The sequence below is a fragment of the Streptomyces sp. NPDC002676 genome (assembly GCF_053592455.1).
The window spans coordinates 195,568-218,386 of record NZ_JBSFVT010000014.1 but is presented as its reverse complement, the minus strand read 5'-3'; the positions used below and the strand labels follow the sequence as shown (position 1 = coordinate 218,386).

Annotated in this window: 32 protein-coding genes and 1 pseudogene; 6 read left to right on the top strand and 27 right to left on the bottom strand. The window is 67.7% G+C overall.

What is annotated here, in order from left to right; all coding sequences use genetic code 11:
- Window positions 1–30 precede the first annotated feature (30 nt).
- The 23 genes and pseudogenes from rplR to ACWD3E_RS31150 all read right to left on the bottom strand — a co-directional run bounded on the left by rplR (window position 31) and on the right by ACWD3E_RS31150 (window position 11,916).
- On the bottom strand, window positions 31–414 hold the full coding sequence (rplR, locus tag ACWD3E_RS31260; RefSeq protein ID WP_030860987.1) for a 50S ribosomal protein L18: 384 nt from the start codon (window positions 412–414) through the stop codon (window positions 31–33).
- A gap of 3 nt (window positions 415–417) precedes the next feature.
- Window positions 418–957, bottom strand: coding sequence for a 50S ribosomal protein L6 (gene rplF / locus ACWD3E_RS31255; protein WP_451390903.1), 540 nt, complete (start codon window positions 955–957; stop codon window positions 418–420).
- Window positions 958–981: 24 nt separating this feature from the next.
- The gene (gene rpsH / locus ACWD3E_RS31250; protein WP_007384075.1) at window positions 982–1,380 is read right to left on the bottom strand and encodes a 30S ribosomal protein S8; all 399 of its coding nucleotides are present in this window, start codon (window positions 1,378–1,380) and stop codon (window positions 982–984) included.
- A gap of 212 nt (window positions 1,381–1,592) precedes the next feature.
- Window positions 1,593–1,778, bottom strand: a complete 186-nt coding sequence (locus ACWD3E_RS31245; protein WP_003948630.1) for a type Z 30S ribosomal protein S14 — start codon at window positions 1,776–1,778, stop codon at window positions 1,593–1,595.
- A gap of 5 nt (window positions 1,779–1,783) precedes the next feature.
- Window positions 1,784–2,341, bottom strand: a complete 558-nt coding sequence (gene rplE / locus ACWD3E_RS31240) for a 50S ribosomal protein L5 (protein WP_158923772.1) — start codon at window positions 2,339–2,341, stop codon at window positions 1,784–1,786.
- A complete protein-coding gene (gene rplX / locus ACWD3E_RS31235; protein ID WP_402631495.1) occupies window positions 2,341–2,664 on the bottom strand; it encodes a 50S ribosomal protein L24 in 324 nt (107 codons plus the stop codon). Before rplX ends, rplE begins: the two co-directional genes overlap by 1 nt.
- Window positions 2,665–2,666: 2 nt before the next feature.
- Window positions 2,667–3,035: a 50S ribosomal protein L14 gene (gene rplN, locus ACWD3E_RS31230; protein ID WP_003998823.1), complete on the bottom strand. Its 369-nt coding sequence runs from the start codon at window positions 3,033–3,035 to the stop codon at window positions 2,667–2,669.
- 130 nt (window positions 3,036–3,165) lie between these two features.
- The gene (gene rpsQ / locus ACWD3E_RS31225; RefSeq protein WP_014674375.1) at window positions 3,166–3,450 is read right to left on the bottom strand and encodes a 30S ribosomal protein S17; all 285 of its coding nucleotides are present in this window, start codon (window positions 3,448–3,450) and stop codon (window positions 3,166–3,168) included.
- Window positions 3,450–3,674: a 50S ribosomal protein L29 gene (gene rpmC, locus ACWD3E_RS31220; protein ID WP_030174543.1), complete on the bottom strand. Its 225-nt coding sequence runs from the start codon at window positions 3,672–3,674 to the stop codon at window positions 3,450–3,452. The genes rpsQ and rpmC overlap by 1 nt, the downstream gene beginning before the upstream one ends.
- Window positions 3,674–4,093 carry a 50S ribosomal protein L16 gene (gene rplP / locus ACWD3E_RS31215; protein ID WP_007443989.1) on the bottom strand — a complete coding sequence of 140 codons (420 nt, stop codon included), beginning with the start codon at window positions 4,091–4,093 and terminating at the stop codon, window positions 3,674–3,676. Before rplP ends, rpmC begins: the two co-directional genes overlap by 1 nt.
- A gap of 5 nt (window positions 4,094–4,098) precedes the next feature.
- Entirely contained in the window at window positions 4,099–4,917 is an 819-nt protein-coding gene (gene rpsC, locus ACWD3E_RS31210) for a 30S ribosomal protein S3 (protein ID WP_055706471.1), read from the bottom strand.
- Window positions 4,917–5,264 carry a 50S ribosomal protein L22 gene (gene rplV, locus ACWD3E_RS31205; protein WP_003974262.1) on the bottom strand — a complete coding sequence of 116 codons (348 nt, stop codon included), beginning with the start codon at window positions 5,262–5,264 and terminating at the stop codon, window positions 4,917–4,919. Before rplV ends, rpsC begins: the two co-directional genes overlap by 1 nt.
- A 44-nt stretch (window positions 5,265–5,308) precedes the next feature.
- Window positions 5,309–5,590, bottom strand: a complete 282-nt coding sequence (gene rpsS / locus ACWD3E_RS31200) for a 30S ribosomal protein S19 (protein WP_003948639.1) — start codon at window positions 5,588–5,590, stop codon at window positions 5,309–5,311.
- Between the two features lie 12 nt (window positions 5,591–5,602).
- On the bottom strand, window positions 5,603–6,439 hold the full coding sequence (rplB, locus tag ACWD3E_RS31195; protein WP_451390902.1) for a 50S ribosomal protein L2: 837 nt from the start codon (window positions 6,437–6,439) through the stop codon (window positions 5,603–5,605).
- Window positions 6,440–6,479: 40 nt separating this feature from the next.
- Complete coding sequence (gene rplW / locus ACWD3E_RS31190; RefSeq protein WP_132857209.1) at window positions 6,480–6,899, bottom strand: 50S ribosomal protein L23; 420 nt, start codon at window positions 6,897–6,899, stop codon at window positions 6,480–6,482.
- Complete coding sequence (gene rplD / locus ACWD3E_RS31185; RefSeq protein ID WP_451390901.1) at window positions 6,899–7,552, bottom strand: 50S ribosomal protein L4; 654 nt, start codon at window positions 7,550–7,552, stop codon at window positions 6,899–6,901. Before rplD ends, rplW begins: the two co-directional genes overlap by 1 nt.
- An 8-nt stretch (window positions 7,553–7,560) precedes the next feature.
- Entirely contained in the window at window positions 7,561–8,205 is a 645-nt protein-coding gene (gene rplC, locus ACWD3E_RS31180) for a 50S ribosomal protein L3 (protein ID WP_020135811.1), read from the bottom strand.
- Window positions 8,206–8,221: 16 nt separating this feature from the next.
- Window positions 8,222–8,530, bottom strand: a complete 309-nt coding sequence (gene rpsJ / locus ACWD3E_RS31175) for a 30S ribosomal protein S10 (RefSeq protein ID WP_003948644.1) — start codon at window positions 8,528–8,530, stop codon at window positions 8,222–8,224.
- Window positions 8,531–9,322: 792 nt separating this feature from the next.
- Window positions 9,323–10,153 carry a hypothetical protein gene (locus tag ACWD3E_RS31170; protein WP_451390900.1) on the bottom strand — a complete coding sequence of 277 codons (831 nt, stop codon included), beginning with the start codon at window positions 10,151–10,153 and terminating at the stop codon, window positions 9,323–9,325.
- 284 nt (window positions 10,154–10,437) lie between these two features.
- Window positions 10,438–10,626 (bottom strand): annotated as a pseudogene (locus tag ACWD3E_RS31165) (hypothetical protein); the annotation flags it as partial.
- Between the two features lie 60 nt (window positions 10,627–10,686).
- Complete coding sequence (locus ACWD3E_RS31160) at window positions 10,687–10,833, bottom strand: hypothetical protein (protein WP_451390899.1); 147 nt, start codon at window positions 10,831–10,833, stop codon at window positions 10,687–10,689.
- A 46-nt stretch (window positions 10,834–10,879) separates the two neighbouring features.
- Window positions 10,880–11,071, bottom strand: a complete 192-nt coding sequence (locus ACWD3E_RS31155; protein ID WP_451390898.1) for a DUF397 domain-containing protein — start codon at window positions 11,069–11,071, stop codon at window positions 10,880–10,882.
- Window positions 11,068–11,916 (bottom strand): helix-turn-helix domain-containing protein, encoded by an 849-nt coding sequence (locus ACWD3E_RS31150; protein ID WP_451390897.1) that lies wholly within the window; start codon window positions 11,914–11,916, stop codon window positions 11,068–11,070. The genes ACWD3E_RS31155 and ACWD3E_RS31150 overlap by 4 nt, the downstream gene beginning before the upstream one ends.
- 140 nt (window positions 11,917–12,056) lie before the next feature.
- Between ACWD3E_RS31150 and ACWD3E_RS31145 the strand changes: the two genes are divergently transcribed.
- The 3 genes from ACWD3E_RS31145 (at window position 12,057) to ACWD3E_RS31135 (ending at window position 13,925) form a co-directional block, all read left to right on the top strand.
- The gene (locus ACWD3E_RS31145) at window positions 12,057–12,506 is read left to right on the top strand and encodes an ATP-binding protein (protein WP_451390896.1); all 450 of its coding nucleotides are present in this window, start codon (window positions 12,057–12,059) and stop codon (window positions 12,504–12,506) included.
- A 205-nt stretch (window positions 12,507–12,711) separates the two neighbouring features.
- The gene (locus ACWD3E_RS31140) at window positions 12,712–12,870 is read left to right on the top strand and encodes a hypothetical protein (RefSeq protein ID WP_451390895.1); all 159 of its coding nucleotides are present in this window, start codon (window positions 12,712–12,714) and stop codon (window positions 12,868–12,870) included.
- Window positions 12,871–12,908: 38 nt separating this feature from the next.
- Window positions 12,909–13,925 (top strand): hypothetical protein, encoded by a 1,017-nt coding sequence (locus ACWD3E_RS31135; RefSeq protein WP_451390894.1) that lies wholly within the window; start codon window positions 12,909–12,911, stop codon window positions 13,923–13,925.
- A 113-nt stretch (window positions 13,926–14,038) separates the two neighbouring features.
- Here the strand turns inward: ACWD3E_RS31135 and tuf are convergent, their stop codons facing one another.
- The 4 genes from tuf to rpsL form a co-directional block, all read right to left on the bottom strand.
- Complete coding sequence (tuf, locus tag ACWD3E_RS31130; protein ID WP_451390893.1) at window positions 14,039–15,232, bottom strand: elongation factor Tu; 1,194 nt, start codon at window positions 15,230–15,232, stop codon at window positions 14,039–14,041.
- A gap of 156 nt (window positions 15,233–15,388) precedes the next feature.
- The gene (gene fusA, locus ACWD3E_RS31125; RefSeq protein ID WP_451390892.1) at window positions 15,389–17,515 is read right to left on the bottom strand and encodes an elongation factor G; all 2,127 of its coding nucleotides are present in this window, start codon (window positions 17,513–17,515) and stop codon (window positions 15,389–15,391) included.
- A 39-nt stretch (window positions 17,516–17,554) separates the two neighbouring features.
- Complete coding sequence (gene rpsG / locus ACWD3E_RS31120) at window positions 17,555–18,025, bottom strand: 30S ribosomal protein S7 (protein ID WP_003992340.1); 471 nt, start codon at window positions 18,023–18,025, stop codon at window positions 17,555–17,557.
- A gap of 2 nt (window positions 18,026–18,027) precedes the next feature.
- Complete coding sequence (gene rpsL / locus ACWD3E_RS31115; protein WP_003948652.1) at window positions 18,028–18,399, bottom strand: 30S ribosomal protein S12; 372 nt, start codon at window positions 18,397–18,399, stop codon at window positions 18,028–18,030.
- 454 nt (window positions 18,400–18,853) lie between these two features.
- Between rpsL and ACWD3E_RS31110 the strand changes: the two genes are divergently transcribed.
- The 3 genes from ACWD3E_RS31110 (at window position 18,854) to ACWD3E_RS31100 (ending at window position 22,818) form a co-directional block, all read left to right on the top strand.
- Complete coding sequence (locus ACWD3E_RS31110; RefSeq protein ID WP_451390891.1) at window positions 18,854–19,606, top strand: Crp/Fnr family transcriptional regulator; 753 nt, start codon at window positions 18,854–18,856, stop codon at window positions 19,604–19,606.
- A gap of 153 nt (window positions 19,607–19,759) precedes the next feature.
- Window positions 19,760–20,623: a hypothetical protein gene (locus tag ACWD3E_RS31105; protein WP_451390890.1), complete on the top strand. Its 864-nt coding sequence runs from the start codon at window positions 19,760–19,762 to the stop codon at window positions 20,621–20,623.
- Complete coding sequence (locus ACWD3E_RS31100; RefSeq protein WP_451390889.1) at window positions 20,620–22,818, top strand: hypothetical protein; 2,199 nt, start codon at window positions 20,620–20,622, stop codon at window positions 22,816–22,818. Before ACWD3E_RS31105 ends, ACWD3E_RS31100 begins: the two co-directional genes overlap by 4 nt.
- Window position 22,819 lies beyond the last annotated feature (1 nt).

Here is a 22,819-nt window from a genome sequence, read left to right as displayed (position 1 = left end):
CTCTCTCTGTTTCCGCTAGCTACGGCAGGCTCAGAACTTGAGCCCGGCTTCGCGGGCGGCGTCCGCCAGGGCGGCGATGCGCCCGGCGTACTGGTTGCCACCACGGTCGAACACGACAGCCTCGACACCGGCGGCCTTGGCACGCTCGGCGACCAGGGCGCCGACCTGCTTGGCCTGCGCGGACTTGTCGCCCTCGCCACCGCGGACGGACGCGTCCAGGGTGGACGCGGACGCCAGGGTGTGGCCCTTGAGGTCGTCGATCACCTGCGCCACGATGTGGCGGTTGGAGCGGGTCACGACCAGACGGGGACGCTCCGCCGTACCGGCGATCCGCTTGCGGATCCGGATGTGACGGCGCTTGATCGCGGCGCGCTTGTAGGCGTCGCCCTTGAGGATCTTCTGCCCGTATGCCATGGCTTACTTACCCGCCTTTCCGACCTTGCGGCGGATGACTTCGCCCTCGTACTTGACGCCCTTGGCCTTGTACGGGTCAGGCTTGCGCAGCTTGCGGATGTTGGCCGCAACCTCGCCGACCTTCTGCTTGTCGATGCCCTCGACCTGGAAGCGGGTCGGGGTCTCCACCTTGAAGGTGATGCCCTCGGGCGCCTCGACGGTGATCGGGTGGCTGTAGCCGAGCGCGAACTCGAGGTTCGAGCCCTTGGCCGTAACGCGGTAACCGACACCGCTGATCTCGAGCTTCTTCACGTAACCCTGGGTCACGCCGGTGATCATGTTCGCCACCAGCGTGCGGGACAGGCCGTGCAGGGCCTTGTTCTGACGCTCGTCGTTGGGGCGGGACACCTGCAGGGTGCCGTCCTCGCCCTTGGCGATGTCGATCGGCGCCACGACGGTGTGGGTCAGCGTGCCCTTGGGGCCCTTGACCGAGACCGTACGGCCGTCGATGGTGACGTCCACGCCGGCGGGAACCGTGATGGGGAGCTTGCCAATACGCGACATAGCTGTTTCCTCCGTTCCCTTCCGCTACCAGACGTAGGCGAGGACTTCCCCACCCACGCCCTTCTTGCCGGCCTGCTTGTCGGTGAGGAGCCCGTGGGACGTGGAGATGATCGCCACGCCGAGGCCGCCGAGCACCTTCGGCAGGTTGGTGGACTTCGCGTAAACCCGGAGACCGGGCTTGGAGATCCGCTTGATGCCCGCGATGGAGCGCTCACGGTTCGGGCCGAACTTCAGCTCGAGAACGAGGTTCTTGCCGACCTCGGCGTCCTCGACCTTCCAGCCCGTGATGAAGCCCTCCTGCTGGAGGATCTCCGCGATGTGCGACTTGATCTTCGATGCCGGCATCGTCACGGAGTCGTGGTATGCCGAGTTCGCGTTCCGCAGACGCGTAAGCATGTCTGCGATCGGATCAGTCATGGTCATGAATTGGCCTTCGGCCTCTCTCGCCGGGGTTTCCTGGTGCGCCATCCCTCTCCCCGATCCGGGACGGGACGGGTGCGGCGCGGTGGACCTACGGCGTAGTAAGTCGTACGGGCGCGACAGACGCCCAACCCCGCAAGCCTACGGCATGCGGAGAAGGGCCCCTGCCGACCCAGATGCTTACCGAGAGCTTCAGGAATCCCCTATTACAGGGATTACCAGGAGCTCTTGGTCACGCCCGGCAGCTCGCCGCGGTGAGCCATCTCACGAAGGCACACACGGCAGAGGCCGAACTTGCGGTACACGGAGTGCGGACGGCCGCAGCGCTGGCAGCGCGTGTAGCCACGCACACCGAACTTGGGCTTGCGAGCAGCCTTAGCGATCAGAGCCTTCTTCGCCATCTCGCTCACGCCTCCTTGAACGGGAAGCCGAGGTGACGAAGGAGCGCGCGGCCCTCAGCGTCGTTGGTCGCCGTGGTGACCACGGTGATGTCCATACCCCGGACGCGGTCGATCTTGTCCTGGTCGATCTCGTGGAACATGACCTGCTCCGTGAGACCGAAGGTGTAGTTGCCACGGCCGTCGAACTGCTTGGGGGACAGGCCGCGGAAGTCGCGGATGCGCGGGAGCGCGAGCGACAGGGTGCGGTCCAGGAACTCCCACATGCGGTCGCCACGGAGCGTGACGTGGGCACCGATCGGCTGGCCCTCACGCAGCTTGAACTGCGCGATGGACTTGCGAGCCTTGGTGACCTGCGGCTTCTGGCCGGTGATCGTGGTGAGGTCGCGGATGGCGCCCTCGATCAGCTTGGAGTCGCGGGCGGCGTCGCCCACACCCATGTTGACCACGATCTTGACGAGGCCGGGGATCTGCATGACGTTCTCGTACTTGAACTCGTCACGCAGCTTGCCCGCGATCTCCTCGCGGTACTTCGTCTTCAGACGCGGAGTGGTGGTGGTAGCCATCAGATGTCCTCACCCGTCCGCTTGGCAACGCGGATCTTGTTGCCCTCTTCGTCGAAGCGGTAACCGACACGCGTGACGACCTTGTTGCCGTCCTTCTCCACGACCAGCTGAACGTTGGACACGTGGATGGGGGCCTCGGTGGTCACGATGCCGCCGGCCTGCGAGCCACTGGCGGTCGGGCCGGCCTTGGTGTGCTTCTTGACCCGGTTGACACCCTCGACCAGGACGCGGTCCTCGCGGGGGAAGGCCGCGATGACCTTGCCCTGCTTGCCCTTGTCCTTACCGGTGATGACCTGGACCAGGTCGCCCTTCTTGATCTTCATGCTTACAGCACCTCCGGCGCGAGCGAGATGATCTTCATGAACTTCTTCTCGCGCAGCTCACGGCCGACCGGGCCGAAGATGCGGGTGCCGCGAGGGTCGCCGTCGTTCTTCAGAATGACGGCGGCGTTCTCGTCAAAGCGGATGTACGAGCCGTCCGGACGGCGGCGCTCCTTGACGGTGCGAACGATGACCGCCTTGACGACGTCACCCTTCTTCACGTTGCCACCGGGGATCGCGTCCTTGACGGTGGCGACGATGACGTCACCGATGCCCGCGTAGCGGCGACCGGAGCCACCGAGCACACGGATGCAAAGGATTTCCTTCGCACCAGTGTTGTCGGCGACGCGCAGTCGCGACTCCTGCTGGATCACGTCTATCTCCTGTTTGTCTGCCGGTTCCCCGGGAGCCGCTCAGCTGAGCGGCTCCCGGAGCCTGGCGGAACTGTCCTGCGAGGGGTGCCTCGCAGGAACGTACTTTTTGGAATTCCCTTGCGGGAATTACCTACTTGGCCTTCTCGAGGATCTCGACGACGCGCCAGCGCTTCGTCGCGGACAGCGGCCGGGTCTCCATGAGGAGGACGCGGTCGCCGACACCCGCAGCGTTCTGCTCGTCGTGCGCCTTGAGCTTGTTCGTACGGCGGATGACCTTGCCGTACAGCGCGTGCTTGACGCGGTCCTCGACGGCGACGACGACGGTCTTGTCCATCTTGTCGCTGACGACGAGACCCTCACGGGTCTTGCGGAAACCGCGCGCCTCAGTGTTCTCAGTCACGTTGCTCTCGCTCATCAGGCGCTCTCCACCGTCTCGATGCCCAGCTCGCGCTCACGCATCAGGGTGTAGATCCGCGCGATGTCCTTACGGACGGCCTTGAGCCGACCGTGGTTCTCGAGCTGACCCGTCGCCGCCTGGAAGCGGAGGTTGAACAGCTCTTCCTTGGCCTCGCGGAGCTTCCCCAGAAGCTCCTCGTTGCCCAGCTCGCGCAGCTCGGACGCCTTGGTACCGGCCGACATCACGCTTCACCTGCCTCGCGCTTGACGATCCGGCACTTCATCGGCAGCTTGTGGGCTGCGCGAGTGAGGGCCTCACGGGCGATCTTCTCGTTCGGGTAGGACAGCTCGAACATCACCCGACCCGGGTGAACGTTCGCGATCCACCACTCCGGCGAACCCTTACCGGAACCCATGCGGGTCTCGGCAGGCTTCTTGGTCAGCGGACGGTCCGGGTAGATGTTGATCCAGACCTTGCCGCCACGCTTGATGTGGCGGGTCATCGCGATACGGGCCGCCTCGATCTGGCGGTTGGTCACGTACGCCGGCGTGAGGGCCTGGATGCCGTACTCGCCGAACGCAACCGTCGTACCGCCCTTGGCCATACCACGGCGCTTCGGGTGGTGCTGCTTGCGGTGCTTGACCCTACGGGGGATCAGCATGTCGGTCAGGCCTCCGTTCCGGTGCTCTCAGCCGGAGCGGCGGGGGCCTCGGCCTTGGGGGCCTCGGCGCCGGCAGCCTGCTGCGGCTTGCGACCGCGCCGCTCGCCACCACGGCCACCACGGGCCGGGCGGTCGGCACCACCACGGGCCGGGCGGTTACCCGCACGGGCCGCAGCGTTCTCGGCGCGGACCTCGGCGATGTTCTTGACGTCGCCCTTGTAGATCCAGACCTTCACACCGATGCGGCCGAAGGTCGTCTTGGCCTCGAAGAAGCCGTAGTCCACGTTCGCGCGGAGCGTGTGCAGGGGCACACGGCCCTCGCGGTAGAACTCCGAGCGGGACATCTCGGCGCCGCCGAGGCGGCCACCGCACTGGATCTTGATGCCCTTGGCGCCCGCCTTCATCGCCGACTGCATGCTCTTTCGCATGGCGCGGCGGAAGGAGACGCGGGAGGAGAGCTGCTCGGCAACGGCCTGGGCCACGAGCTGAGCGTCGGTCTCGGGGTTCTTGACCTCGAGGATGTTCAGCTGGACCTGCTTGCCCGTGAGCTTCTCGAGGTCACCGCGGATGCGGTCGGCCTCGGCGCCACGGCGGCCGATGACGATGCCCGGACGAGCGGTGTGGATGTCCACCCGCACGCGGTCACGGGTGCGCTCGATCTCAACCTTCGAGATACCGGCGCGCTCCATGCCGGACGTCATCATCCGACGGATGGCGACGTCTTCCTTGACGTAGTCCTTGTACAGCTTGTCGGCGTACCACCGGGACTTGAAGTCCGTGGTGACACCGAGCCGGAACCCATGCGGGTTAACCTTCTGGCCCATTACCGGGTTCCTTCCTTGCTGCTGACGACCACGGTGATGTGGCTGGTCCGCTTGCGGATCCGGTAGGCACGGCCCTGGGCACGCGGACGGAACCGCTTCAGGGTCGGGCCCTCGTCGACGTAGGCCTCGGAAATGAAGAGGCTGTCGGCGTCGGTGTGGTCGTAGTTGTGCGCGGCGTTGGCAATGGCGCTGTCGAGCACCTTGCCGACCGGCACGGAGGCTGCCTGCGGAGCGAATCGCAGAACAGCCTGAGCCTCCGTGGCGTCCATGCCACGGATCAGGTCCACCACGCGGCGGGCCTTCATGGGCGTGACGCGGATGTACCGCGCCTGGGCCCTGGCTTCCATGGTTGTCCCTCTCAGTTACTTACGTGTCTGAATGCGATCCGCTACTAGCGGCGCTTCGACTTCCGGTCGTCCTTGACGTGGCCCCGGAAGGTGCGGGTCGGCGAGAACTCGCCGAGCTTGTGGCCGACCATCGACTCGGTGACGAACACCGGGATGTGGGTCTTGCCGTTGTGCACCGCGATCGTGTGGCCGAGCATGGCCGGGACGATCATCGAGCGACGGGACCAGGTCTTGATGACGTTCTTGGTGCCGGCTTCGTTCTGGACATCCACCTTCTTGATCAGGTGGTCGTCGACGAAGGGCCCCTTCTTCAAGCTACGAGGCATCTCAACCCGTCCTTAGCGCTTCTTGTTCGTCTTGCGGCGGCGGACGATGTACTTGTTCGACGCCTTCTTGGGCGAACGAGTACGGCCTTCCTTCTTGCCCCACGGGGACACAGGGTGGCGACCACCGGAGGTCCGGCCCTCACCACCACCGTGCGGGTGGTCGACCGGGTTCATCACGACACCACGGACGGTCGGGCGAACGCCCAGCCACCGCTTACGGCCGGCCTTACCCCAGTTGATGTTGCTCTGCTCGGCGTTGCCGACCTCACCGATGGTGGCGCGGCAGCGGACGTCGACCAGGCGGACCTCGCCGGACGGCATGCGCAGGTGGGCGTAGGAGCCCTCCTTCGCGAGCAGCTGCACGGAGGCACCGGCGGAGCGGGCGAACTTGGCACCGCCACCGGGACGGAGCTCGATCGCGTGGATCGTGGTACCGACCGGGATGTTGCGGAGGGCCAGGTTGTTGCCCGGCTTGATGTCGGCCCCGGGACCGTTCTCGATGCGGTCACCCTGCTGCAGGTTGCGCGGGGCGAGGATGTAGCGCTTCTCGCCGTCGGCGTAGTGCAGCAGCGCGATGCGCGCGGTGCGGTTGGGGTCGTACTCGATGTGCGCGACCTTCGCCGGCACGCCGTCCTTGTCGTGACGACGGAAGTCGATCACACGGTAGGCGCGCTTGTGTCCGCCACCCTGGTGGCGAACGGTCACACGACCGGCGTTGTTACGGCCGCCCTTGCTGTGCAGGGGGCGGACCAGCGACTTCTCCGGCGTGGACCGCGTGACCTCGACGAAGTCGGCAACGCTGGCGCCACGACGGCCCGGCGTAGTCGGCTTGTACTTGCGGATTCCCATTTCTCAGTCCTCGTCCGATATCGGACGATCCGGACCGCCCTTAGGCGGTCGGACCGCCGAAGATGTCGATACGGTCGCCCTCGGCGAGGGTCACGATCGCGCGCTTGCTGCCGGCACGCTGACCGAAACCGGTCTTCGTGCGCTTGCGCTTGCCCTGGCGGTTGATCGTGTTGACCCCGGTGACCTTGACCGAGAAGACCGCCTGGACGGCCTGCTTGATCTGGGTCTTGTTGGCGTTCGGGTCGACGATGAACGTGTACTTGTTCTCGTCGAGGAGCGCGTAGCTCTTCTCGGAGACGACCGGCTTGAGCAGCACGTCACGGGGGTCCGTGTACGACTTGCTCAGCGGGGTCTCGACGGTGTTCTTGCCCTCGGTGGCGTGGCGCTTCGCCTTGGCGAGGCGCGCGGCCTTGGCGGCCTTGGCGGCCTTCGAGGCAATGCTCGGGTGACGCGTAGCCATCAGGCCTCGCTCCCTTCGGTGTCAGCGGCCTTGGGGCCAGACACGAAGGACTCGAAAGCGGCCTGGGTGAAGACCACGTCGTCCGAGACGAGAACGTCGTACGTGTTCAGCTGGCCCGGCTCCAGGATGTGGACCTGGGGCAGGTTGCGGGCGGACAGCCACGCGGCCTCGTCGGCGCGCTCGACGACCAGGAGCAGGTTCTTGCGCTCCGAGATCTTGCCGAACAGGCTCTTCGCGGCCTTCGTGGACGGGTTGCCGCCCTCGACCACGCCGGAGACGACGTGGATGCGGTTGTGACGCGCCCGGTCGGTGAGGGCACCGCGCAGGGCGGCGGCCTTCATCTTCTTCGGGGTGCGCTGCGAGTAGTCACGCGGCTGCGGGCCGTGGACGACGCCACCACCGGCGAACTGCGGCGCGCGGGTCGAACCCTGACGGGCGCGACCGGTGCCCTTCTGGCGGTACGGCTTCTTGCCGCCACCACGGACCTCGCCACGGGTCTTCGTCTTGTGCGTGCCCTGACGGGCAGCAGCCAGCTGCGCGACGACGACCTGGTGGATCAGCGGAACGCTGACCTTGGCGTCGAAGATCTCCGCGGGGAGCTCGACGGAACCGGCCTTGTCGCCCGCCGGCGAAAGGATGTCAACAGTGCTCATCGGTTACCTCAGGCCCCCTTGGCCGCGGTGCGGACCAGGACGAGGCCGCCGTTCGGACCGGGAACCGCGCCCTTGATGAGCAGCAGACCCTTCTCCGCGTCAACGGCGTGGACGGTCAGGTTCTGGGTGGTGACCCGCTCGTTGCCCATGCGACCCGCCATGCGGAGGCCCTTGAACACGCGGCCCGGGGTGGCGCAGCCACCGATGGAACCGGGCGAGCGGTGCTTGCGCTGGGTGCCGTGTCCGGCGCCGAGGCCCTTGAAGTTGTGACGCTTCATGACACCGGCGAAGCCCTTGCCCTTGCTCTTGCCGGTCACGTCGACCTTGATGCCGGCCTCGAACACCTCGGCGGTGATCTCCTGGCCGAGGGTGTACTCGCTGGCGTCAGCGGTACGGATCTCGACGAGGTGGCGGCGGGGAGTGACGTCGGCCTTGGCGAAGTGGCCCTTGAGGGGCTTGTTCACCTTGCGCGGGTCGATCTCGCCGAAGGCGATCTGGACCGACTCGTAGCCGTCGACATCGTTCGTACGAACCTGGGTGACGACGTTGGGGCCGGCCTTGACGACGGTGACCGGAACAACACGGTTGTTCTCGTCCCACACCTGCGTCATGCCGAGCTTCTCGCCCAGGATGCCCTTGATCTGCTTAGCCATTCTCAGCCCACCAGCCTCAGAGCTTGATCTCGATGTCGACACCGGCCGGGAGGTCGAGTCGCATCAGAGAGTCAACGGTCTTGGGGGTCGGGTCGAGAATGTCGATCAGGCGCTTGTGCGTGCGCATCTCGAAGTGCTCGCGCGAGTCCTTGTACTTGTGCGGCGACTTGATGACGCAGTACACGTTCTTCTCAGTGGGCAGCGGCACCGGGCCCGCGACCGACGCACCAGTGCGAGTCACCGTCTCGACGATCTTCTTCGCCGAGGAGTCGATGACCTCGTGGTCGTAGGCCTTGAGCCGGATGCGGATCTTCTGTCCCGCCATGGCTACTCAGTAGTCCTGTCTCTTCAACGCTCTGGAACCCGGTGTTCCTTGCTTCCTTCTCCGACCCACGCGGTCGGGCGTGTCGCGCTCCCGCTGACATGGATGCCCCTTGTTCGAACATCCCTGCGGGGAATGCACACGGCCCTTCCGGAACCGCAAGCCGGGGACGGAAGGCCCACCGGGTGCCTGGCCGGTGCCGCGCCTACGCTTCCCGGAAGATTCCCGTACGTCCGTCCCAGTGCTGCCGTGGTGGCAGTTAGGACGACGAGTACTGTGGGACTCGCTTCCAGTCCTCCCGGCGGGAGGCGCGCGACATCAACACTCGACCGAGCAACTCGGACAGTCTGCCACATGGGGTGGGTGCTCCGCCAATCGGGCCGGAGAGAATACCCCGGGGGTGACGGAGATCAAACTGTGGGCGGGCACAGCGGGCGGGGCGCGCCTGAGCGGTCCGGTTCCGGTCAGTCCGGGATCCTGATCTCCAGTGGACCGCAGCGTTCTCGCTCAGGCTCTGCGGCCAAGGTGGAGGCGGGCGACTCCAGGCCGCCGAAGGCCCTGCGGCAGCTCCGGCGGATCGTCTCCAGCCGGCACCGAGGGTGATCGTTTTCACCAGCCACAATGTCGCAGGTGCGGATGGGACCGTCTGCTCCCGCGGTCATCCGCTTTGCTAGACGTACCCCGGCGATGCCGCAGAAACGCTGCTGATCGCCAGGGCGAGCGAGCCCGGCAGACAGGCGCCGGTTGCCCCCGGCACACGCAACGCCACCTGACCGGGGTCCCCGCTGCCCGCTGTCATCCGGCGTCCACCTGCGCGCGGAACTTCTCCATGGACATGGTCTTGTCCGGGCTGGGGAGCGTGACGTCCTTCTTCTTGCCGAAGTCGACGTACGTCGTACTGCTGCTGCGCCCGTCGCGGACGGACTTCGTCTTCAGGAGCCTGGCGGGGTCCTGCGCGCTGACGAGGTAGGTGTCCGAGGTGGCCCCGGCCGCCGCCACGATCGCCCGGGCACGCACGCCCTCGACGGTGGTGTCCTTCTCGGGTGCGAAGGTGCCCGAGGTGGGCAGGGCGAAATAGGCGTCACACCCCTGCCCGCTCCGCGTGGTCACATAGGTGCCGGCGAGCCGGTCCGGGACGGTGATCTCGGTCCCCTGGGACTTGAGGCTCTCGGCGAGCAGGCCCGAGCTCATGTACGTGACGCCGTCCTTGCAGTACATGTCGCCTCCGACGGTCCCCGTGTAGAAGATGCGCAGCCCCTGATCGGGATTCCACACGATCCTCTGCAGCCCCGCACCCTCGAAGGCCGTCGTCGTGCCGATCCCGCTGAACGGCGTCTCGCGCATCGTGTCGTTGACCTGCTTGATCATTTCTATGGCCGGAGCACCGGTGGCTGCCGGGTCAGCGGGCGCGCTGACGGTGGGGGCGTCACTCCCGGTACCGGCCCCTCCCCGATCCCCGCCAGAACCGGAACCTGAGCCGCAGGCGAGCGTGGTCGTACCGAGGAGGGCAGCAAGGGCGAGGACACGGACGGCGGGGTCGGTGCGGGCCTGTGATCGGCGCCTTGGTGCCATGCCGCTGCCCGGCGGTGTCTCGTGCGTGGAACGGCCCCGAAGGCGCCGGGTCATCGCATACATCCTCTCTACATCAAGATCATGACTGTCCAGGTGGAACATCAAGCACCCCTGACGCTGCCGACTCGCCTGATACGTCAGGAAAGGTCGCGACGCGCTTCGAAGCGTGCGTTGAACGAGTCGTTCAGGGCGTTTTCATGGAGTGAGTTCTGGGCTTTGGCGGTGAGCCCCCGAGCCTTCCCCAGGCATCCACCATGTCGGCGCTCTGCTGCTCAAGGACGTCCGAGCTGTTCTTGAGCCCGCCCGAGCGCAGGGTGTTCCACCACGTATCGACCCTGCTGCCAGGCGGGCTCCGTCAACCGCCACTCCGCCAGCAGGTCGCACTGCTCACCGCCGCCGTAACGGATGACGTACGGAACCTCGGGCTGGTTGAGTCCGAGCAGCGCCGCCCGCAACTCCTCCCCCAGGACCGGCGACACTCCCTCTTGTGGGTGCCGGGTGCCGGTCAGCTTGTCGAAGAGTCCCACCGGGCCAACCTACGAAGGACGGGGCTGGCGACACAAGCCTCGCCGGCTCCCCGGAAACCGCTATGGTGTCGCACTCTCGCCCGGGCGGACGGTGCGCACCAAGTCCCGGAAGTCGTCCAGCAGGGCGGGATGCTGCGACGCGGTGGAGGTGAGCATCAGCCGGACCCGGAACCGGCCGACCAGGCCGACCACTGCAAGCATCGCCACGGCAGGGGCGGTCGCCCTCCAGCCTTTGACCACGACGACCAACGGCCTAGGCGTTCCGCGAGGCGTACGTGACGAAGCCGGACCAGGCGGTGGGGGTCACGGCGAGCTGAGGGCCTTCGGTGGTCTTGGAGTCGCGGATGTGGATGGTGGTGGGGGCTATGGCTACCTCGACGCAGTCGTTGCCGTTGCTGCTGTCGCTGTAGCTGCTCTTGAACCAGTGGAGTTCCGGGGTGCTCATAGTTCTCCCAGCGCTTGCTCGATGAAGACCAGAGACTCCTCTGGCGTGAGCGCCTGAGCCCGGATGATGCCATAGCGCAGGTCGAGGACCCTGAGCTGCCTCGGGTTCGAGACCGGACGGCCCGCGAAGTCACCGTCGGTACGGCCCATCCCCGTACCGTCCGCGAACTTCAACACCTGGATCCGGCCTCCCGTCCCAGGGTGGTTCGCGCGCGCAGTCGGCATCACCTGAAGCTCCACGAACGGCAACCGGGCCACCTCAAGCATGTGTTCGAGCTGTCGGCGCAGCACCATTGTGTCCCCGATCGGGCGGCGCAGCGTCACCTCTTCCTGGACGAAGCTGAACTCGGGCGCCGGCGAGCGCTCGAAGACGGACTTTCGGGCCATCCGAGCGGCCACCATGCGCTCCAGTTCGTCCAGTGAGTAAGCCGGACGCCAGGTACGCAGCAAGGCCCGCGCGTACTCCTCCGTCTGCAACAGGCCATGGATGTTGTGGTTGCTGTACAGCAGCAACTCGACCGCCCGGTCCTCCAGCATCTTCAGCTCGCGGACCTTCTTCGGGTACCGGGCCTTCTCCATGTCCTCCTTGAAGGCCTTGAGGAGCCCGCCCGCGTTCAGGATCTCGTCCGCCCTGTCCAGGAACTCCGGCCGGGGAATCCGTACCCCGCGCTCCACCTTCCGGACCAGGTCCTCGCCGTACCCGAGTGCCTCCCCCAGCTCGGCCACCCGCATCCCGGCCGCCTCCCGGCAGTGCCTGACCAGGCGCCCCACGGCCTCCACCAACGGCGCGCTCTCATCGCCGGGTTCGACATTCCACCCGGCCTCGTCCACACCCTCTTCGCTCACGGTCACCCACCTCCAACGCGCAGCCGTACCCGTACGGCACCCCGGACAGCCGAGACAGAACGGGACAACGAAGGGACAGTCCCCATACGCACAGGCGTCATCGCACCTCAACACAAGCACGCTCGGCCACGCTGAGTGACATGAATCAAGAAACCGCCGAGCCCCCGGCCGAACTCACCAGCCCCATCCCCAACTTCACCGTGCTGCTGTCCCCCACGCCCCGCGGCGCCCGTCTTGCCCGCCTGCTCGCCACCGAACAACTCCGCAACTGGGGACTGCCGCTGGAGTCGGCCGCACACGTCGTGGCCGAGCTGGCGGCCAACGCCGCGACCCACGGGAGGGTGCCCGGGAGGAACTTCCGCCTCACGCTCTACGTCGTCGGCGAGACGCTCCGCATCGAGGTGACCGACACGCGCGCTGACCGAGTTCCTAGGATCCAACACCCTTCTGCCGCGGGCGACTCGGGCCGGGGACTGGTCCTGGTGGAGGCGCTGGCCGAGCGCTGGGGCGTCTCGCCGGGCCGGCCTCCACGCAAGACCGTATGGGCCGAGATCACCGTACCGACACCGGAACCTCACCCTCACGGGTGAACATCACCAACTGGCCTACTTCGACGCCGAGTTACAACCTACGCTCCGCTACAAGACGCACTGATGGCATGTGCCAGAGGCAATGTCTTTCCATGCGGCTTCCCACACACAGGAACCCCCTATGGTCAGCTCGCCCGCCCGCCGCGGAGACGCCACTGGCACCGGCGCGCCGTCACCGCTCCCTCCGCCGACAAGATCTTCACGGATGAGTAGCCCCAGCACCGAGATTCTGTCGCAGCGCCTGGCCAGCGATCCGGCCGTCCTGGAACTGTGGAGGGAACTGGTGTTGAAACACCTGGGGTTTTTCTGGCACCGACGCGCCGTCACCGCCCCGACAGCCGAAGAGATCTTCGAAGACGAGTAGTCGCCGGGGCTGTCAGTCGCGCCCAGTACCCTCCCCGCATGACCCGCACCACACCACCCCGCCCCCTCGACATCACCGCCCACTTCCCCGAGTTGGCGCCCCTCGCCCGGTCCGCCGTACGGCTGCATCCGCGCGCCGGGGCGCCGGGCGTGGCGGACAGTTCCGTAGGTGGGCCGCTGCTGTGGCCGGCCGGCGAGCCGTGGCCCAGCTGCTCGGAGCACGCCGGGCCCTGGCATCGGGGAGTCGCGCCCGATGACGTCCATGTCGGGCGGCGCGTGCTGCGGCAGGCCTGGGCCCGGCCTCAGGCGGAGGGCGCCGATCTGCTGACCGCGGAGGAGCGCACGCTGGTCGACCTCGGCTCCAAGGACCGCCGGATAGCGCAGGACGGGCCCGTGCCCATGGTGCCCGTGGCGCAGATATACGCCGACGACGTGCCCGACCTCCCCTGGCCCGAGGGCATGGACCTGCTCCAGGTGCTGTGGTGCGCCTTCGATCACCCCGAGGACCACTACGTACCCCGGGTCGAACTTCGCTGGCGCAGGGCCGCCGACATCCTCGAACCGCTCACCGCTCCCCCGGCGCCCGCGGTCATCGGAAGTGACGACTACCTTCCCGCGCCGTGCGTGCTGCACCCCGAGACCGTCATCGAGTACCCGGCCCCGCACGAGCTGCCGGAGGAGCTGGCGGACCGGATCGAGAAGTGGGATGAGGAGAGGGAGGAGGAGGACGGGGAGTCGGCGGTCTGTTATCAGTTCGATCTGGCCGTCGCCCCTGGGTGGAAGCTCGGCGGACACGCCCCCTGGAGCTTCTCCGACCCCTTCCCCATGTCCTGCGCCGAGTGCGGCAGTGGCGTACGGCCGCTCATCACCATCGACGGCACCGAGTGGGACGGCGGCAGCCGCAGCTGGCGGCCGGTGGAGGATGCCGGGTACAGCGGGTACCACTTCCTCGGGCCGGCGCTCGACACCCAGATCACCATCGGGCGCAGCTACAGCCTCCAGGTGTACGTGTGCGAGGCGTCGTACGAGCATCCGCCCTTTCAGAACATGCAGTGACAGGGCCGTAGAAACAGCGAAGAGGCCCGTACGACCGAAGTCGTACGGGCCTCTCCTCAGGTCAGTCCTCAGGTCAGAGACCTCAGGTCAGATGACCCTCAAGCAAGCGGAACTTACTTGACGATCTTGACGACCTGGCCGGCGCCCACGGTGCGGCCACCCTCACGGATGGCGAACTTCAGGCCCTCTTCCATGGCGATGGGCTGGATGAGCTGCACCGACATCTCGGTGTTGTCACCCGGCATGACCATCTCGGTGCCCTCGGGGAGGGTCACAACGCCGGTCACGTCCGTCGTGCGGAAGTAGAACTGCGGGCGGTAGTTGTTGAAGAACGGCGTGTGGCGGCCACCCTCGTCCTTGGACAGGATGTAGGCCTGCGCCTCGAACTCGGTGTGCGGGGTGACCGAGCCCGGCTTGATGATGACCTGGCCGCGCTCGACGTCCTCGCGCTTGATGCCGCGGAGCAGCAGACCGACGTTCTCACCGGCCTGGCCCTCGTCGAGCAGCTTGCGGAACATCTCGATGCCGGTGACCGTGGTGGTGGTCTTCTCCGGCTTGATGCCGATGATGTCGACGGTCTCGTTGACCTTGAGCAGACCGCGCTCGATACGACCGGTGACGACGGTGCCACGACCGGTGATCGTGAAGACGTCCTCGATCGGCATCAGGAACGGCTTGTCGACCTCGCGCTCCGGCTGCGGGATGGCCTCGTCGACGGCGTTCATCAGGTTGAGGACGGAGTCCACCCACTCCTTCTCGCCCTCAAGGGCCTTCAGAGCGGAGACCTTGACGACCGGAACGTCGTCGCCCGGGAACTCGTACTCGGAGAGGAGCTCACGGACCTCGAGCTCGACGAGCTCCAGGATCTCCTCGTCGTCCACCATGTCGGCCTTGTTCAGGGCGACGACGATGTACGGAACGCCGACCTGGCGGGCCAGGAGCACGTGCTCCTTGGTCTGCGGCATCGGGCCGTCGGTGGCGGCGACCACGAGGATCGCGCCGTCCATCTGCGCGGCACCGGTGATCATGTTCTTGATGTAGTCCGCGTGACCCGGGCAGTCGACGTGGGCGTAGTGACGCGCCTCGGTCTGGTACTCGACGTGCGCGATGGAGATGGTGATACCACGCTGACGCTCTTCGGGCGCCTTGTCGATGTTGTCGAACGGGGTGGCCTCGTTCAGGTCCGGGTACGCGTCGTGCAGCACCTTGGTAATGGCGGCCGTGAGGGTCGTCTTACCGTGGTCGATGTGACCGATGGTGCCGATGTTGACGTGCGGCTTAGTCCGCTCGAACTTCGCCTTCGCCACTGGGGTCCTCCTGTGGAGTGGTTCTGTACGCCTTACTTCATCGGCGCCAGGTGATCTTTGCTGTTAAAGCCCGGAACCCGGGGCAAACATCCGTGTTTGCGGTTGTTTGCCCCACGAGGCTCCGGAGTCAAGCCTAAAGCGTGTGAACGCGGTGCGTTACTCGCCCTTGGCCTTCGCGATGATCTCCTCGGCGACGTTCCGCGGAACCTCGGCGTAGGAGTCGAACTGCATGGAGTAGCTCGCACGGCCGGACGTCTTGCTGCGCAGGTCGCCGACGTAACCGAACATCTCCGAGAGGGGCACGAGACCCTTCACGACGCGGGCACCGGCCCGCTCCTCCATGGCCTGGATCTGGCCACGGCGGGAGTTGATGTCGCCGATGACCTCACCCATGTAGTCCTCGGGCGTGGTGACCTCAACGGCCATCATCGGCTCGAGCAGCACGGGGCTGGCCTTGCGCGCGGCCTCCTTGAAGGCCTGCGAACCGGCGATCTTGAAGGCGAGCTCGGAGGAGTCGACCTCGTGGTAGCCACCGTCGATGAGGATGACGCGGACACCGGTCATCTCGTAGCCGGCGAGGATGCCGAACTGCATGGCTTCCTGCGCACCGGCGTCGACCGAAGGGATGTACTCCTTCGGGATACGACCACCGGTGACCTTGTTCACGAACTCGTACGAGGCGTCGCCGCCCTCGATCGGCTCGATCGCGATCTGCACCTTGGCGAACTGACCGGTACCACCGGTCTGCTTCTTGTGGGTGTAGTCGACGCGCTCGACGGCCTTGCGGATCGTCTCGCGGTAGGCCACCTGCGGCTTGCCGACGTTGGCCTCGACCTTGAACTCACGGCGCATACGGTCGACCAGCACCTCGAGGTGCAGCTCGCCCATACCACCGATGATGGTCTGGCCGGTCTCCTCGTCCGAGTGGACCTGGAAGGACGGGTCCTCCTCGGCCAGGCGCTGGATCGCGACGCCCAGCTTCTCCTGGTCGCCCTTCGACTTGGGCTCGATGGCGACCTGGATGACCGGCGCCGGGAAGTCCATGGACTCCAGGATGACCGGGTTCTTGTCGTCGGCCAGCGTCTCACCGGTGGTGGTCTGCTTCAGGCCCATGACGGCGACGATGTCGCCGGCGCCCACCGACTCGATCTCCTCACGCTTGTTGGCGTGCATGCGGTAGATCTTGCCGATGCGCTCCTTCTTGCCCTTGACGGAGTTCAGCACCGAAGAACCGGACTCCAGGCGGCCCGAGTAAACCCGGACGAAGGTGAGCTTGCCGAGGTGCGGGTCGCTCATGATCTTGAACGCCAGCGCCGACAGCGGCTCGTCGTCGGACGGCTTGCGCTTGACGACCGTCTCCGGGTCCTTGACGTCGTGGCCCTCGATGGCCTCGATGTCGACCGGGGAAGGCAGGTAGCGCACGACCGCGTCGAGCAGGGGCTGGACGCCCTTGTTCTTGAACGCGGTGCCACAGAACACCGGGGTGACCGTGGTGCCCTTGCTCTTGCCGGACGCGATGGTGATACGACGGATCGCGGCGTACAGCTGCTCCTCGGTGGGCTCCTGGCCCTCCAGGTACAGCTCCATGATCTCTTCGTCGTTCTCGGCCACGGCCTCGACCAGCTTGCCGCGGTACTCCTCGGCAGCCTCGGTGTGCGTGTCCGGGATGTCGACGACGTCGTACATCTCGCCCTTGGTCGCCTCGGCGGACCACACGAGCGCCTTCATGCGGACCAGGTCCACGACGCCCTTGAAGTCGGCCTCGGCGCCGATCGGGAGCTGCATGACGATCGGCTGCGCACCCAGGCGGTCGCTGATCATGTCGACGCAGCGGTGGAACTCGGCACCGGTGCGGTCGAGCTTGTTGACGAAGCAGATACGCGGAACGCCGTAGCGGTCCGCCTGACGCCACACCGTCTCGGACTGGGGCTCAACACCGGCGACGCCGTCGAACACCGTCACGGCACCGTCGAGCACGCGCAGGGAGCGCTCCACCTCGACGGTGAAGTCGACGTGGCCCGGGGTGTCGATGATGTTGATGGTGTGGTCGACGTCTTCCAGCGGCCAGTGGCAGGTGGTGGCAGCAGAGGTGATCGTGATGCCACGCTCCTGCTCCTGCTCCATCCAGTCCATGGTGGCAGCGCCGTCGTGGACCTCACCGATCTTGTACGACACACCGGTGTAGAACAGGATCCGCTCGGTGGTGGTCGTCTTGCCCGCGTCGATGTGGGCCATGATCCCGATGTTGCGGACCTTGGCCAGGTCAAGTGAAGTGGTAGCCATAAGGCTTCAGTCTTCTCTCGGTCTCGATGTGGGTAGCGACTACCAGCGGTAGTGCGCGAAGGCCTTGTTGGACTCGGCCATCTTGTGCGTGTCCTCGCGCTTCTTCACAGCGGCACCGAGGCCGTTGGAGGCGTCGAGAAGCTCGTTGAGCAGACGCTCGGTCATGGTCTTCTCGCGACGGGCGCGGGAGTAACCGACGAGCCAGCGCAGCGCGAGCGTGTTGGCACGACCGGGCTTGACCTCGATCGGAACCTGGTACGTCGCACCACCGACACGGCGGGACTTGACCTCGAGGGTCGGCTTGATGTTCTCCAGCGCGCGCTTCAGCGTGATGATCGGGTCGTTGCCCGTCTTCTCACGCAGACCCTCCATGGCGCCGTAGACGATGCGCTCGGCGGTGGAGCGCTTGCCGTTCAGCAGCACCTTGTTGATCAGGGAGGTCACCAGAGGAGAACCGTAGACCGGGTCGATGATGACCGGGCGCTTCGGGGCGGGGCCCTTACGAGGCATTCTTACTTCTCCTTCTTGGCGCCGTAGCGGCTGCGGGCCTGCTTGCGGTTCTTGACACCCTGGGTGTCGAGGGAACCGCGGATGATCTTGTAGCGAACACCCGGCAGGTCCTTCACACGGCCGCCGCGCACGAGCACGATGGAGTGCTCCTGCAGGTTGTGTCCCTCACCCGGAATGTAAGCGGTGACCTCGATGCCGCTGGTCAGACGCACACGCGCGACCTTACGCAGGGCCGAGTTCGGCTTCTTCGGGGTGGTCGTGAACACACGCGTGCAGACGCCGCGACGCTGAGGGGAACCCTCGAGTGCGGGCGTCTTGTTCTTCTCGACCTTGTCCTGCCGGCCCTTCCGGACCAGCTGCTGGATCGTAGGCACTACTTCTCCGGTTTCTGTGTGCCGAACGTAAAGCTAACCTGGAACTTCGCCGACCCACGCGGTCGGGTGTGTCGAATCCCGCGGACCTTCGCCGCAAGGCGAAAAGGGCGCAGATTACGGTGGCCAGTCGCGGCTCGCCATGCGGTTTGAAGGCACGCACGAGAGCCAGGGCACACCCCAGGCACAAGGTCTGAGCGTACCTACCTCACCGAGTTCGGTCAAAACAAATGGAGCGCGGCCCGACACGCCGGACTTCTCCCCTGCTCACCCGCATTGCGCCACCCGCCCCGGGAACCGCGCGCGCGGTCGGAGCGCGCGGCAAAGCACCAGGTCGGGGGCGTGCCCGCGGGGGCGCGGGGGGAGCATGGCCGGATCGAAGCGTTTCACACCCGGCGGTCTTGCGCATTCAGTACGTTGATCCGCCCGCGGGAGGGCACGGAGATCGGGGATGCGCATGACAGTGACAGGAACGGTGCCGTACGCGGCCGACGACGGTGGGCTGGACGACCGGGTTCCGTTCCTGGCCCGGCTGGAGACCGAGGACCGCGCGGCGCTTCTGTCACTCGGACGTGAGCTGACCTTCACTCCCCGGATGGTCCTGATCCACCAGCATGAGCCCTCCTCCCACGTCCTCTTCCTGGTGCGCGGCTGGACCAAGGTCACCGCCTCCGCGGCCAACGGCTACGAGGCACTGCTCGCGCTGCGCGGCCCCGGTGACGTCGTGGGCGAGTCGGCGGCCCTCACCGGGCGGCCCCGCTCGGCGACGGTGACCGCGCTGGAGCTGGTGCGGGCGGTGGCCGTCGAGCACGAGCGGTTCAGGGACCTGCTGGGCGGCTCCCCAGCCGTCTCCTTCGCCCTGCTGGGTCTGACCGCGGACCGCACCCGGGCGGCCGACCGGCGCCGGCTGGAGTTCGCCTCCCTGAGCGTCCGGGAGCGCTTCGCCGTCCTGCTCCTCGACCTCGCCCGCACCCACGGCCGCCGCACCCCCGAGGGCATCGAGCTGTCCGTCCCGCTGAGCAAACAGGAACTGGCGGGCTCCGTGGGCGCCTCCCGCGAGATGGTGCAGCGCCTCCTGAAGGAACTGCGCGACAAGGAGGCGGTCGTCACGGGCCGCCGCACGCTTCTGATCCGGCGGCCGGACATCCTGCGCAGGATCGCGTCGGCCGGGCCGGAGCAGTGGAGGGCTGACGGTCCGATCGAGGGCTGACGGCCGCCGCACCGTGCGGTGCCCCCACCCCCGCCGCCCCGCCCATCGCTCTGTGCACACGGTCACACTCCGAGTGGGTCATCCGCCCTCACCGCCCAAGGCCCCGCAGGGCCACGCTGCTGCCCGGCACTGCGGACCCATCGGAAGGCGACCATGAGCGACCCCGTGAGCCGGACCATCCTGTTGCTGGACATCGAGCGGTACAGCGACCGGGACGACGTGGAGCAGGCGTATCTGCGCCGCATGCTCTACGACATCACCGACCGCACCCTGGAGCGCGCCGGCATCGACGAGACCCGGCGGCTGCGGGCCGACCGCGGCGACTCCCTGATGGAACTGATCGACGCCGGCACCCCGGTCACGGCACTGCTGCGGGCCCTGCTCACGGAGGTGCCGGCACAGCTGCGGGCGGTCAACCGCATGGCGTCCCGCTCGGCGCAGATCCGGCTGCGCGGCGTCGTCGCCACCGGTTACGTCGCCGTCGACGAGCAGGGCGGCTGGGTCGGCTCCGACCTCAACCACGCCTGCCGGCTGCTCGACGCCCGCCTGCTGCGCGAGGCCCTGCGAGAGCGGGCCGACGACTTCGCGCTGTGCGTCTCCGACGCCCTGTACTGCGGCGTCGTCCGCCACGACCACGTCGGCATCCCGGCCGCCGACTTCCACCCGGTGACTCTGGAGAGCAAGAACGGTCCCTTGACGGCATGGCTGCACGGGCCGGTCCCCGGCGGCCAGGCCGGGGGCACCCATGAAGACCACCGTGGCACGGGGGAGGGGGAGGTGCCGGGCGGTTCGGGGGACCGCCCGGCACCGGTCGCACCCCCGGGCGCCGACCGCCCCGAGGACAGCCCGGCACCGGGCGGATCACCGGGAGCCCAGGCGTCGGGCCCTGTGATCACCATCCACGGCGGCACGTTCAGCGGCGGTGTGATCGGTGGTGACCAGCACGGTGGCATCAGCGGCGGACACTTCTCCGGCGACGTGAGCTTCGGTGACCGCGGGCGGGGTGATCGCTCATGAGTACGCCCGAGGCGGAGGCGCCCGTACAGCCCGCCGGTCCCGGGCCGGAGCAGCCGCCGGCCGACGCGCAGAGTGCGGAGGACAGCGGGCACGGCGAGGACGGCGCCGCCGAGGAGCGCGACCAGCCGCAGAACGCCTGGTCGGCCCGGCGCGACCTGGTCGACCACAGCCCGCGGACCATGAACGTCGGTGCCCGGGCACGCTTCGGCGGCGGCCTTCTCGGCGGCGACCAGCACGGCGGCATCAGCGGCGGGCACTTCTCCGGCGACGTCTTCCTGGGCAGCAAGACGGAGATCTACCAGCTCGCCGTCCCGGGCCTCGGCGGGGCCGCTGCCGCCTCCGGCGAGGTCCCGCACACCACCCTGGAGCGGCTGGCCGGTCACTTCGTCGCCGACGAGGACCTCATAGCCCGCCTGCTGGACCGGCTGCGCCGCGACCGGGTGCTCGTGCTGTCCGGCGGACGCTTCACCGGGCGGCGTACGGCCGCCCTGATGCTCCTGCACCGGCTCGGCGCCCTCCCGGTCCGCACCCTGGACCGCGACACCGGCCCGAGCGCCCTCGCCGAGCAGGTGACCGGCGAGAACCAGGCCCGCGGGCACGTCCTGTGCGACCTGTCCACCCGCCGCGACAGCCCGCTGCGCGAACCCCATCTGCTGGCCGCCCGCGACCGCCTCGCCGAACAGGACGCCTATCTGGTCGTCACCGTCGGCCCCACCGCCGTACTGGAGGACGTGGCCGTGGAGGAGTGGCGGCCACCGGCGGCGGCCCGGGTGCTGGCCGCGCACCTGCGCACCGGTACCGACGAGGAGACCACCGACCGGCTGCTCCAACTCCCGGCCGTGACCGACTTCCTGAGCCGGGGCCACCAGCTGCGCGAGGTCGCGGCGTTCGCGCGGCTGCTCGGCCGGTACGCCGCCGGGGAGGCCGACGAGGACACGCTCGCGCGGTTCTCGCTGGTGTCCCTGGAGAACCAGGTCCAGGAGTGGTTCGAGGAGGACGAGGCCACCCTCCACCTGCGGGACAAGGCGTTCCTCGTCGCCCTCGCCGCCTTCGACGGCGGCCCCTACGCCCTCACCGCCGAACTCAGCGACCTGCTCTACCGCTTCCTCCAGGAGACCGAGAACCCGGCCCGCGTCCCCGAGGTACCCGTCTTCGGCACACACGTCGGCAAGCGGCTCCAACTCGCCCGAGCTCACACCTACTTGGATGAAGAGCACACCGAGTGGGGCCCCGTCACCCAGCAGAAGGCCGCGTTCCGCGACGAGCGGGCCTCCCTCGTGCTGCTGCGTGAAGTGTGGACCGGTCATCCGTCCGCCCGGCCCGCCCTGATCCGCTGGCTGCGCGGGCTCGCCGAGGATGGCCGCCCCCTGGTCCGCACCCGTGCCGCCGCCACCGTCGCCGTCCTCGCCCGCACCGACCTGCCGTCCGCGATGGCGCTCGTCATCGAGCCGTGGGCGACCTCGAACCGGTTCCGGCAGCGGCTCGTCGCCGTCAACGCGCTCACCCTCGCCCACCTCGTCGACACGCCCAACATCCCGCGCATCCTCGACACCTGGTGCACGGGCGAGGACCGGAAGCTGCGCTGGGCGGCGGTGCGGGCGTACGGGCTGATCGGGCCGGAGCGTCCGGAACAGGCCCTGGCCGCGCTCCGCGCTGCCGTACGGCGCCTGTACGAGGAGGCGCCCGACGACACCGGCGGCGAACTGGCGGCTGAACTCGCCCAGGCCGTGGAACTGCTGCTGCTCTCCTCCGCGAGCGACCCGGTCCTCGCCGAGCTGCGCGCCCATCTGGACGACGACCGGGCGGTGCACGACCTCGCACTCGGCGGTTTCGTCGCCGCCTGCGCGCGCACCGAGGACGACGAGCGGTACGGCACCCCGCTCGTCCTCGGCTGGTACGCCCGTGCCGTCGGCGAGAGCGGCCCGGCCGCCCAGGGCATCCCGTTCCTGTGGCGGGCCGCGCTCGGCGATCCGCGCACCACCCGGCACGCGCTCGACGCGCTGCGCGACTGGGTGCTGATCGCCGCCCGGTCCACGGCCGCCGAATGGGCGCTGGCCGCGCTGCTGCCCACGCTCGTCACCACGCCTGCCGAGCACCAGCGGCTGAGCCATCTGCTGCGGACCATGTCCGGCGAGGACGGCGCTCCCCCGCCGCCGGTCGCGGCCCGTCTGCTGACCACGCTTCCCACCCGCTGAC

Excerpts from the sequence above, each read along its gene's own strand:
- rplR (WP_030860987.1), bottom strand. The coding sequence starts at position 414 with ATGGCATACGGGCAGAAGATCCTCAAGGGCGACGCCTACAAGCGCGCC.
- rplF (WP_451390903.1), bottom strand. The coding sequence starts at position 957 with ATGTCGCGTATTGGCAAGCTCCCCATCACGGTTCCCGCCGGCGTGGAC.
- rpsH (WP_007384075.1), bottom strand. The coding sequence starts at position 1,380 with ATGACCATGACTGATCCGATCGCAGACATGCTTACGCGTCTGCGGAAC.
- ACWD3E_RS31245 (WP_003948630.1), bottom strand. The coding sequence starts at position 1,778 with ATGGCGAAGAAGGCTCTGATCGCTAAGGCTGCTCGCAAGCCCAAGTTC.
- rplE (WP_158923772.1), bottom strand. The coding sequence starts at position 2,341 with ATGGCTACCACCACCACTCCGCGTCTGAAGACGAAGTACCGCGAGGAG.
- rplX (WP_402631495.1), bottom strand. The coding sequence starts at position 2,664 with ATGAAGATCAAGAAGGGCGACCTGGTCCAGGTCATCACCGGTAAGGAC.
- rpsQ (WP_014674375.1), bottom strand. The coding sequence starts at position 3,450 with ATGAGCGAGAGCAACGTGACTGAGAACACTGAGGCGCGCGGTTTCCGC.
- rpmC (WP_030174543.1), bottom strand. The coding sequence starts at position 3,674 with ATGTCGGCCGGTACCAAGGCGTCCGAGCTGCGCGAGCTGGGCAACGAG.
- rplP (WP_007443989.1), bottom strand. The coding sequence starts at position 4,093 with ATGCTGATCCCCCGTAGGGTCAAGCACCGCAAGCAGCACCACCCGAAG.
- rpsC (WP_055706471.1), bottom strand. The coding sequence starts at position 4,917 with ATGGGCCAGAAGGTTAACCCGCATGGGTTCCGGCTCGGTGTCACCACG.
- rplV (WP_003974262.1), bottom strand. The coding sequence starts at position 5,264 with ATGGAAGCCAGGGCCCAGGCGCGGTACATCCGCGTCACGCCCATGAAG.
- rpsS (WP_003948639.1), bottom strand. The coding sequence starts at position 5,590 with ATGCCTCGTAGCTTGAAGAAGGGGCCCTTCGTCGACGACCACCTGATC.
- rplB (WP_451390902.1), bottom strand. The coding sequence starts at position 6,439 with ATGGGAATCCGCAAGTACAAGCCGACTACGCCGGGCCGTCGTGGCGCC.
- rplW (WP_132857209.1), bottom strand. The coding sequence starts at position 6,899 with ATGGCTACGCGTCACCCGAGCATTGCCTCGAAGGCCGCCAAGGCCGCC.
- rplD (WP_451390901.1), bottom strand. The coding sequence starts at position 7,552 with ATGAGCACTGTTGACATCCTTTCGCCGGCGGGCGACAAGGCCGGTTCC.
- rplC (WP_020135811.1), bottom strand. The coding sequence starts at position 8,205 with ATGGCTAAGCAGATCAAGGGCATCCTGGGCGAGAAGCTCGGCATGACG.
- rpsJ (WP_003948644.1), bottom strand. The coding sequence starts at position 8,530 with ATGGCGGGACAGAAGATCCGCATCCGGCTCAAGGCCTACGACCACGAG.
- ACWD3E_RS31170 (WP_451390900.1), bottom strand. The coding sequence starts at position 10,153 with ATGACCCGGCGCCTTCGGGGCCGTTCCACGCACGAGACACCGCCGGGC.
- ACWD3E_RS31155 (WP_451390898.1), bottom strand. The coding sequence starts at position 11,071 with ATGAGCACCCCGGAACTCCACTGGTTCAAGAGCAGCTACAGCGACAGC.
- ACWD3E_RS31145 (WP_451390896.1), top strand. The coding sequence starts at position 12,057 with ATGAATCAAGAAACCGCCGAGCCCCCGGCCGAACTCACCAGCCCCATC.
- ACWD3E_RS31140 (WP_451390895.1), top strand. The coding sequence starts at position 12,712 with ATGAGTAGCCCCAGCACCGAGATTCTGTCGCAGCGCCTGGCCAGCGAT.
- ACWD3E_RS31135 (WP_451390894.1), top strand. The coding sequence starts at position 12,909 with ATGACCCGCACCACACCACCCCGCCCCCTCGACATCACCGCCCACTTC.
- fusA (WP_451390892.1), bottom strand. The coding sequence starts at position 17,515 with ATGGCTACCACTTCACTTGACCTGGCCAAGGTCCGCAACATCGGGATC.
- rpsG (WP_003992340.1), bottom strand. The coding sequence starts at position 18,025 with ATGCCTCGTAAGGGCCCCGCCCCGAAGCGCCCGGTCATCATCGACCCG.
- ACWD3E_RS31110 (WP_451390891.1), top strand. The coding sequence starts at position 18,854 with ATGACAGTGACAGGAACGGTGCCGTACGCGGCCGACGACGGTGGGCTG.
- ACWD3E_RS31105 (WP_451390890.1), top strand. The coding sequence starts at position 19,760 with ATGAGCGACCCCGTGAGCCGGACCATCCTGTTGCTGGACATCGAGCGG.
- ACWD3E_RS31100 (WP_451390889.1), top strand. The coding sequence starts at position 20,620 with ATGAGTACGCCCGAGGCGGAGGCGCCCGTACAGCCCGCCGGTCCCGGG.